Origin of the sequence: Aeromonas sp. PS2Canimalfood6, from assembly GCF_048276795.1 — a bacterium.
In the GTDB taxonomy this organism is placed as follows: domain Bacteria; phylum Pseudomonadota; class Gammaproteobacteria; order Enterobacterales; family Aeromonadaceae; genus Aeromonas; species Aeromonas caviae.
The window spans coordinates 1-493 of record NZ_JBLUXC010000165.1; the positions used below are offsets into that span (position 1 = coordinate 1).

The 493-nt window shown below is 55.8% G+C and carries 1 pseudogene; it reads left to right on the top strand.

Annotated elements, in window-relative coordinates:
* Nucleotides 1–153 precede the first annotated feature (153 nt).
* Nucleotides 154–375: pseudogene (locus tag ACNPAA_RS21075) on the top strand (radical SAM protein); the annotation flags it as partial.
* Between the last annotated feature and the right edge of the window lie 118 nt (nucleotides 376–493).

Here is a 493-nt window from a genome sequence, read left to right on the forward strand (position 1 = left end):
ATCAAACAGGCTGTAGCCTTTCTGGAATTGGACTTTGCTTTTGGCCATGATCTCGCACCTCAGTAACTGTACGTAAGATCAGTATAGCTCGTGGTGACTGCTAATCATGGGTAATCAGGTAACTGTATATATAAACAGTGCATTGGTGATGTGATGGCAGGACGAGGCGCGAACCACAATGTCGAGCACCGCTTCAGCGGCCCGCAAATAGAAACCGTTGACGACGGCTGGAGTCAGAGCGACTGGGACGCGGCATTTGCCGCCAGCGCTCCCCGCACCGAGGTGACGGAGATCAGCGCCCGCAGCATCATCAGCTACAACGATTCGCCGGATCTTCCCTTCAGTCGCTCCATCAATCCCTATCAGGGGTGCGAGCTTGACATCCTCCCCCACCTTAGCGCTTCGCGTCACAGGAGGGGGATTCCCATTACTGGGTGATAGCTGCTCGCGCAGTACCGGGTTCCTGCTTCATCGGGCGGCCTGATTGCACCAC